The organism is Streptomyces sp. NPDC055078 (genome assembly GCF_053607985.1).
In genome coordinates this window covers 1-8,394 of the sequence record NZ_JBSGUP010000356.1, presented here as the reverse complement: position 1 = coordinate 8,394, position 8,394 = coordinate 1, and the positions used below count along the sequence as shown (strand labels likewise).

The 8,394-nt window shown below is 70.3% G+C and carries 8 protein-coding genes; all 8 read right to left on the bottom strand.

Translation table 11 applies throughout. The annotated features are described in order from the left end of the window. Window positions 1-102: 102 nt before the first annotated feature. Complete coding sequence (locus ACWF94_RS25725; RefSeq protein ID WP_453493003.1) at window positions 103-1,281, bottom strand: amidohydrolase family protein; 1,179 nt, start codon at window positions 1,279-1,281, stop codon at window positions 103-105. After that, the gene (locus tag ACWF94_RS25720) at window positions 1,271-2,572 is read right to left on the bottom strand and encodes a glutamine synthetase family protein (protein ID WP_453493000.1); all 1,302 of its coding nucleotides are present in this window, start codon (window positions 2,570-2,572) and stop codon (window positions 1,271-1,273) included. The genes ACWF94_RS25725 and ACWF94_RS25720 overlap by 11 nt, the downstream gene beginning before the upstream one ends. 37 nt (window positions 2,573-2,609) lie before the next feature. Continuing rightward, complete coding sequence (locus ACWF94_RS25715; RefSeq protein ID WP_453492997.1) at window positions 2,610-3,968, bottom strand: ArgE/DapE family deacylase; 1,359 nt, start codon at window positions 3,966-3,968, stop codon at window positions 2,610-2,612. Next, a complete protein-coding gene (locus ACWF94_RS25710) occupies window positions 3,958-4,998 on the bottom strand; it encodes a branched-chain amino acid ABC transporter permease (protein ID WP_453492994.1) in 1,041 nt (346 codons plus the stop codon). Before ACWF94_RS25710 ends, ACWF94_RS25715 begins: the two co-directional genes overlap by 11 nt. Next, a complete protein-coding gene (locus ACWF94_RS25705) occupies window positions 4,995-5,867 on the bottom strand; it encodes a branched-chain amino acid ABC transporter permease (protein ID WP_453492991.1) in 873 nt (290 codons plus the stop codon). Before ACWF94_RS25705 ends, ACWF94_RS25710 begins: the two co-directional genes overlap by 4 nt. After that, entirely contained in the window at window positions 5,860-6,624 is a 765-nt protein-coding gene (locus ACWF94_RS25700) for an ABC transporter ATP-binding protein (RefSeq protein WP_453492988.1), read from the bottom strand. Before ACWF94_RS25700 ends, ACWF94_RS25705 begins: the two co-directional genes overlap by 8 nt. Next, window positions 6,621-7,400 (bottom strand): ABC transporter ATP-binding protein, encoded by a 780-nt coding sequence (locus ACWF94_RS25695; RefSeq protein ID WP_453492985.1) that lies wholly within the window; start codon window positions 7,398-7,400, stop codon window positions 6,621-6,623. Before ACWF94_RS25695 ends, ACWF94_RS25700 begins: the two co-directional genes overlap by 4 nt. Continuing rightward, on the bottom strand, window positions 7,388-8,394 hold a 1,007-nt coding region (locus ACWF94_RS25690; protein WP_453492982.1), incomplete at its 5' end, for an ABC transporter substrate-binding protein. The genes ACWF94_RS25690 and ACWF94_RS25695, both read right to left, overlap by 13 nt.

The window sequence follows — 8,394 nt, the reverse complement described above, 5'->3', positions numbered from 1 at the left end:
CCCTCCTCCCCGGACACCTGTGGACGGCGGTGCAGCTCACGGCGGAGCAGCACCGCCGCGGGCAGTTCCTCCTCCAGCCGGTGCCTCAGCCGGTCGACGTGGTCAGCCACGGCTCGATCCCCCCTGGGCGCCGGTGCCGAGTCCGTAGACACGGCGGGCGTTGTCGGCGCCGACCATACGGGCCACCCGGACCGCGTCCGCCGCCGACCAGTCGCCGTCGTCCACCCACCGTGTCAGGGCCCGCCGCATGCCCCGGCGCCACAGCAGCGCGCCGAGGTGATGCAGTTCGGGTGGCCCCCACGCGTCGGAGGAGAACAGGATCTTGCTGAACGGGGCCAGCTCAAGGGATTCGGCGATCAGGGCGTCGGAGCGGGCTCCGGTGTAGTTGACGCCGAGCCCGACATCGAAGTACACGTGCGGGAACACCTGCGCGAGATAGCCGGCGTTCCGCTGGTACGGGTAGCAGTGCAGAAGCAGCAGATCGGTCCCGGACGGTTCGACACGTTTGATCCAGGGTGTCAGCAGCAGGGGATCGCAGCGGTCGAGTCGCAGGTCCGGGTCGCCGTAGCCGGCGTGCAGTTGCAGCGGCAGGCCGCGGTCGATCCCGGACCACAGCAGGAACCGCAGCAGCACGGGGTGCTCGATACGTGCGGAACCGGTGGACTCGGCTGTGCGCAGCCACTCGCCGGCCGCCGTCTCGACCTCGCTGTCGGTCGGACGCGCCGGGTCGAAGCCGAATCCGTGCCGGTAGGCGACGATGCTCTTGAGGCCGACCGCGGCGGTCGTACGGGCGGCCAGGGCCTCGGGGTAGCGGCGGGAGAAGTCCCGCGCGCTCACCCCGGACGCGATCAGGCCCTCGGCCACCGATTCCAGCCGTACGATCTCGTCGACACGGGCGCCGGTCACGTCCGCCATCTCCGCCGGGCCGAGGACATCGTCGGCGCCGTAGCCGGTTTCCAGCAGGTAGTGGCCGATACCGCCGGCTGCCAGGAGCCGGCGGTTTACCTCCGCCGCACCCAGTTCCGCCCGGCGCTCGGTGTACCGCTCGGCCGAGGCGTGCGGCTCAAGGCCGAGTACGGGGGCGCACCAGCGGCGTACGGCGAAGCCGACCTGGGAGTCGAACTGGGTCATCCAGGGCGGGATCGGCCGGTCGGACTCGGTCAGCGACCGTTCGAGCGTGTCCCGGTCGACGGCGTCGCGCTGCGCGCCGTGAACGTGGTGGTCGACCAGGGGCAGTCCTTCCACGAAGGCACCGACCCCGGTGCTGTCCTCAGTAGACATCGGCGATCCTCCTGATGCGCTGTGCCTCGTCGAGCCCCGACAGGATCTCCAGCTCGTTCTGTCTGCAGGCGAGATGACTGGCGAACAGGCGCGGATCGAACCAGGAGCGGACCACGTCGTCGTCGCGCAGGGCGCGCAGCGCCTGAGGCAGGTCCGCCGGAAGACCCGGTACGTCCGCCAGGTCCGACTCGGAGGCGCTCTCCGGCCACACCACGGGGTCGGGGTAGTCCGCGCCCCCGGTGAGGCCCGCGAGTCCGGCGCGGATCAGCACACCGAGGGTGAGCCACGGGTTGGCCGTGGCGTCCGATGCGCGGTACTCCAGGTTGAACTGGCGGGCCGGGTCCTTGCCGTCGACGGAGCAGGTCGGGCAGATCCGCAGCAGGGCTTCCCGGTTGCGTTCGGCGAGGAAGACACCGCCCGCGCTCCACCGGTGCGGACTGAGCCGCAGATACGACACCGGGCTGGGCGCGGTCCACGCCGCCAGGGCGGGGGCGTGCCGGAGCACTCCGGCGGCGAACCGGGTGCCCATGGCCGAGAGCCGGCCCGGGCGGGACGCGTCGAACAGCGCCGGGTTGCCGTCGTCGTCGGTGAAACTCAGATGGACGTGCACTCCGCTGCCGGAGCCCTCGGGAGACTGCAGTGGGGCGAACGAGGCGGACAGACCACGCCGCTTGGCCAGGTCCCGGACGAGTTCCGGCAGGATGACCGCGCCGTCGGCAGCCCGGAGGGCGTCGCGGGGCGCGGTGGTGATCTCGAACTGCTGGTCGCCGTACTCGGGCAGCCAGGTCTCGGGTTCCAGTCCGCAGGAGGTGAGCAGCCGCAGCAGATCCGTGCCGAACGGCTCGGCGTCCCGGTGGCGGCCCAGCGAGAACGCCGGGGACGCGGGTACGCCGCTCAGGACGAACTCGTGCTCGTAGCCGGCGGTCGCCCGCAGCCCGGTCAGCCGGTGCAGATCCGCCAGCGCGCGCTTGAGGAAGGTGCGGGGGCAGCAGTCCCACGGTTCGCCGTCGGGGAGTGTCTGGTCCGCCAGGTACAGCCGCAGGCCCGGTGTCTGCCCTTCGGCGGGGATCTCCACTCCGGTGGAGCTGTCCGGCATCAGACGGAGGTCGCCCGTCGAGCCGAAGGCGTCGATCGGGGCGATGGCGTCGAACGCCGTGAGCCCCAGGTTCGCGGGAACCCAGCCCAGCCCTGAGCGCAGGACCGAGGCGTGCGCCCGGGAGGGGACGCCGCGCCCGCGTACCCGGGCGGACAGGTCACAGGTGGCGATGAAGATGTCGGGATCGTCGGTCAAGGTGTTCCAATCAGAGTCACTGCGGTGGGGCGGGGCGTCAGTCGGCGACGCCGCAGAACTCCATCGCGGTCAGTGCGTATGTCTTCGCCGCCGTGATGAGCTGGTGGATGGGGACGTACTCGTCCTCGGCGTGGGCGGTGCTCAGCACACCGGGCCCGTAGACGAGTCCGTCGATGCCGCGGGCGGCCAGCCACGTCACATCGCACACCCCGAGCATTCCCTTCCGGTCCGGCGGGCTGAAGGCGTCGAACCCGGCGACCGCGTCGCTGTGCGCGCCGATCAGGGCGGGCATCAGGGCGTGGTCCGACGGGGTGGTGTACGGCGGCCACCGCAGCTTCCAGTCGAACACCGGCTCGTGCCGGCTGAGCCACGGGTCGTTGGCGCACGCCTGCCGGACGGTTCTCTCGATCTCGGCGACGACTTCGTCGTTGCCGCGATCGGGGTGGTGGTAGACGCAGTAGTCCACGGTGAGGGTGTCCGCGAGGAAGAACGGCACCTCGATGCCGTACGGGCCGGCGCGCAGCACCCCGGGGAGGATGTTGAAGCTGCCCGGGCGGTAGAGCGGGTGCCGGTCGCGGAACGCCCAGGCGTCCTCCAACTGGCGCAGGGCGTGGTAGACGACCCAGAACTTGTCGATGGTGTTGACCCCGAGCGCCTCGCCTTCGAGCGTCGGGTGGACGCTCAGCCCGCGCATCCCGGAGTGGGCCGCCTTGCCCTCGATGCTCAGGGAGAACCACAGCAGGCCGGGGGTGGCCGACACCAGGGCGGGTGCGTCCTCCGTGAGGCTGGAGGGCTCGCAGACGATGGTGGCGTCGGCGGTGTAGCCGGCGTCCAGCGCCGCGCTGGTGCCCGCTTCGTGGTCGCCCATCTCCTCGCCGACGACGGCCTGCAGGACGAGGTCGCCGCGCAGCCGTACGCCGGCGTCGGCCAGCGCTCGGGCGGCGTAGGCGGCGGCCACGGTGCCGCCCTTCATATCGGTGGCGCCCCGGCCGTGAACCGCGTCGTCGGTGATCTGCCCGGAGAACGGCTTCCTGGTCCACAGGCTCTCGCGGCTCGGGGGTACGACATCGGTGTGGCCGTTGAGCAGCAGGGAGCGTCCCCCGCCGGCCCCGGTGATACGGGCGCACGCGTTGTCGCGGCCCTTCTCGGCGGTGACCATCTCGACGTCCGCCCCGGCGCCCCGGTAGAGGTCGGCCATCAGGGCGGCGACCTCCCCTTCCGCGCCCACGATCTTCGCGTACTCCTGACCGGGGTACTTCGGGTTGACGCTGGGGATCCGGACGGCCTGCGCCACCGACTCCACGAGGTCTTCGGCGAGGCGGTCGACGGCGTCGAGGACGGTACGGCGGACGCTCCGGTCGGTCCGGACGGGCGGCGGGGACTGGTCAGGCTGCATGGGTCACTCCTTCTTCGGCGGGAAGGGCGTCGGGGTCGCCCGGGCCGGTGGTGGTGCGGTTTCGGGTACGGGTGCGGGTGAGGGCGGTGATACGGGCGCAGGCGTCCTGGACCAGGCCCGCGATACCGCGCGGCATGAAGATCAGCACAAGCACGGTGCCGACGCCGATGATGACCGCGCTCCAGGCGCCGAGGTCGGTGAGCTGTTCGTTGACGACGGTGACGACGACCGCGCCGGCCACCGGTCCCCAGACACTTCCGGTGCCGCCGATGAAGATCATGCTCAGGCCCAGGGTCACAAAGCCGAAGCTGAACAGGCTGTTGTCGGCCACGCGGAAGAACGAGACGTAGAGACCGCCGGTGACACCCGCGATCGCGCCGCTGAGAACGAAGGCGAGCAACTGCTGCCGGACCCGGTTCATTCCCCGGCTGACGGCCAGCTCCTCGTTGTCGCGCAAGGCGATGATGCTGCGGCCGAGAGAGCTGCGCAGCAGCATGCCGAGCAGGAACACCAGGACGGCGACCGCCACACCCAGCAGCCACAGATAGCCGAGGCCGTTGTACTCGGCGAGGGAGAAGCCGCCGACGCTCAGGGGCGGTACCCCCGACAGGCCCACCGAACCGCCCGTCAGGTCGGGCAGGGCCAGCACGAGGTAGTAGCAGAGCTGGACGAAGACGAAGGTGATCAGGGCGATGTAGATGCCGCGCATCCGGATGACGGGCAGATAGGCGAGACCCCCGGCGACGGCGCCCGCGAGTGTGGCCAGCAGCAGCGCGGGCCAGGGCGTCCAGTCCCAGCTGACGGTGGCCACCGCCATCGCGTAGCCGCCGACTCCGAAGAACCCGACGTGCGCGAAGTTGAAGACTCCGCCGAAGCCCAGCGTCAGGTTCCAGCCGGCGGCGAGCAGACAGTAGATCAGGGCGGTGACGGCAAGCACCCGGGCGGGCCCCTGGGTCACGACGAACGGCAGGAACACCGCCACGAGGAGGGGCAGTAGCCAGGTGCCGGAACGCTGTAGTCGTCTGTTCACGCCGTCCGCCTTCCGACCAGGCCCTGCGGCCGTACGAGCATGATGACGACCAGCAGCAGGAACACCGCGACCGGTGACCACTGCAGGCCGAGCCAGTAGGTTGTCGCCGAGTCGAGCAGGCCGACGGCGAACGCGCCGACCAGGGTGCCCCACAGGCTGGAGACGCCGCCGAACACCAGCACGACGAACGCGGTCAGCAGAGGTTCGAAACCGCCGGCCGGTGTGAGGGTCGAGTTGGTGCCGTAGACCAGCGCGGCCGAGCAGGCCAGCACCGAGGCGATAGCGAAGACTCCGGCGTAGACGCGGGCCGGCCGGATCCCGACCAGCATGGCCATGTCGCGGTTCTGTTCCACCGCGCGCACGGCCGCGCCCCACTCGGTGCGGGCGAGCAGAATGATCAGTCCGATCACCAGAACCAGCGCCAGGACCAGGGCGATGACCGTGGTGCCGGCGATCGCGACATCGCCGGCCATGAAGGTCCGGGTGGTCAGGGGAGCGATCCGCACATTCTCCGGGCCCCAGACGAGCTGGGCCGCGCCGCCCACCGCGTTGGCGATGGCCAGGGTGGCGACCATCACCAGCAAGGTGCCGTTGGACCGCCGGATGAAGGGCCGGACGGCGACGAGTTCCAGCAGGACACCCATCAGCGCGAGCAGCGGGATCGTGAGGGCGAAGGCCAGCACGACGGGCAGCCCCGCCTTGGCGGACAGGGTCCAGATCAGATACGCGCCGACCAGCAGCAGGGCGCCGTGCGCGTAGTTGAAGACACCGAGCGTCGACCAGATCAGGGACAGACCACTGGCCAGCAGCGCGTACAGCGAGCCGAGCACCACCGCGGACACCGCGATGGACAGCAGTGCGTCACCCATCGGACTCTCCGTCCTGCGGGGGACCGGAGCCGATGTACATGTCCATCACTTCCTTGTGGCTGGGTTTGACATCGGCGCTGCCACTGTCGGCGATCCGCCCCATCTCGACCAGGTACCAGCGGTCGGTCAGCTCGAAGAGGAAGTCGATGTCCCCGTCCGCCACCAGCAGGGACAGACCCGAGGAACGGATCCCGCGGAGGGTCTCCAGGATTTCGTAACGTACCTTCGGCGCGAGACCCAGTGTGGGTTCGTCAAGCACCAGCAGGGTGGGCCGGGCCATCAGGCCCATCCCGATCGCCACCATCTGCCGTTCGCCGCCGGACAGGGTCCCGACGAGCTGTTCGCCGCGGGTCCCGAGCTTCGGGAACAGTTCCAGCACGGTGGCCAGGGTCTCCCGCCGATGAGGCTTCGCGTGGGGCAGCCGGCCCGCGAGCATCAGGTTCTCCCGCACCGTGAGGCGGGGGAAGAGCTGGTTGCCCTGCGGGACCTGCATCAGTCCGCGGCCGACGATGTCATAGGGCCGCCGGCCCGTGATGTCCTTGCCGTCGAACCGGACCGTCCCGCTCGACGTCCGGCCGAGACCGGCGATGGCGCGGAGCGCGGTGGTCTTGCCGTGGCCGTTCGGGCCGAGCAGGGCCACCGCCTCGCCCGGCGCGACCCGGAAGGAGAGCGCGCGGACCACCGGCAGCCGGCCGTATCCGGCGTGCAGTTCCCGTACGTCGAGCAGGTCGCCGGCGCCGGTCGGTTCGCCGTTCATACCGCCGCTCCCTTGCCCAGGTAGGCTTCCATGACCCGGGGGTCGTTCAGCACCTCGTGCGGCGAGCCCTCGACGAGCACGCTCCCGGAGGCCAGCACGATCATCCGGTCGGCGAGTTCCCGCAGCAGACTGAGCACATGCTCGATGATCAGCAGCGCCAGTCCGTCGGTGTTCAACTGCCGCAGCAGCGCGACGAGTTCGGTCTGGTCCTCGGTGTTCAGGCCACCGGCCGGCTCGTCGAGCATCAGCAGCCGGGGCCGGGCGACCAGCGCGCTCGCGATCATCAGCTTCTTCTTGACCAGCAGCGGGACTTCACCGGCGAGGCGGTCGCCGTGTCCGGCGATACCGACCGTCTCCAGCGCGGCCATGGCCTCGGCCCGCAGCCCGCGCTTGCGGAACGGCTTGCGGCCGCCCAGATACGCGGCCGAGACCAGCACGTTGTCCAGCACACTCAGGGTGGGGAACGACTGCTCGGCCTGGAACGTACGGCGCAGTCCCAGCCGGCTGATCCGGCTCGGGGACAGCCCGTCGATGCGCCGGCCCCCGAAGGAGATCCGGCCGCCGCTCGGCCCGAACGGAACACCGGAGACCAGGTTGAACAGCGTGCTCTTGCCCGCGCCGTTGGGACCGGCGATGCCGAGGACCTCGCCAGGTACCACCCGGAGCGAGACGTCGTCCACCGCGGTGAATCCACCGAAGACACGGCTCACCCCGGACACCTCCAGCAGCGGTTCAGGGCCGGCGGGGCCGCCGCCGGCCGGGGTCACTTGATCCACGGCGGCCGCCTGAAGGTGCCGTCGGCGTACTCGGCGGGGGCGATCGCGACCCGCTTGCCCTGCTGGATCTGGAAGTTGGTGAACGGCATACCGCCGTCGCCGGACACGGCGAGGTGTGTCTTGTGGTCGAAGCGGATACGGCCCAGGGTGGTGTCCTTCTCGTCGAGGGTGCCGATCGCCCTGCCGACCTCGGCCTTCTTGGTGGGGTCGCCGACCTTCCGCACGGCCGCGGCCCACATCCGTACCTCCTCGTAGCCGATGTAGGAGTAGAGGGAGGGCGCGGACCCGTACTTCTCGGTGTAGCGCTTCACCAGGTCCTTGGTGGCCTGCGCCTTGTCGACCGGGGCCATCGGCAGGCTGTAGACGACGCCGTCGGCGCTGGCGCCGGCCAGGGTGAGGAACTCGGGAACGCTGGGCGCGTACTGCTCGAACACCAGCGACGGGGTCGGGTTCTGGCGGAACTGCGAGAGGAACTTGGCGGCGTTCGCCGTCTGGTAGTCCAGGTTGATGACCAGGGAGGGATCAAGTTTCTTGATCTTGCTGATCTGTGTCGTCCAGTCGTCGACCTGGCCGAACGGCACGGTGTCGGGGCCGGTGACCTTCCAGCCCTTCGCGGTGAGGTTCTTCTTCAGGCCCGCCGAGATCCGGTTGGAGTAGTCGTTGTCACTGGAGATGAGGTAGGCCCGGCGGTTGGCGAGCTTGTACGTGCCGTCCGCGTGCCACTCCTCCAGCCGGTTCGGCAGGTCGGTGCTGTAGCCCTCGTAGGAGGGGGCGATGGACCAGATGCCCGGGTACTTGCCGGGGTCCTTCTCGACCACCGCCTGGGTCTGGGCGCTGTTGCCGCCGAGCAGATACGGCATGTCGGCCTTCGCGAACTCGTCGATCTCGAAGTTCGTGGTGCTCGCGTAGCCGGTCATGGCGGCGACCACACTCGGATCGGCGGTCAGCCGGGTCACGGCGGCGGACACCGCCGCCGAGGTCTGGTCCTTGACGT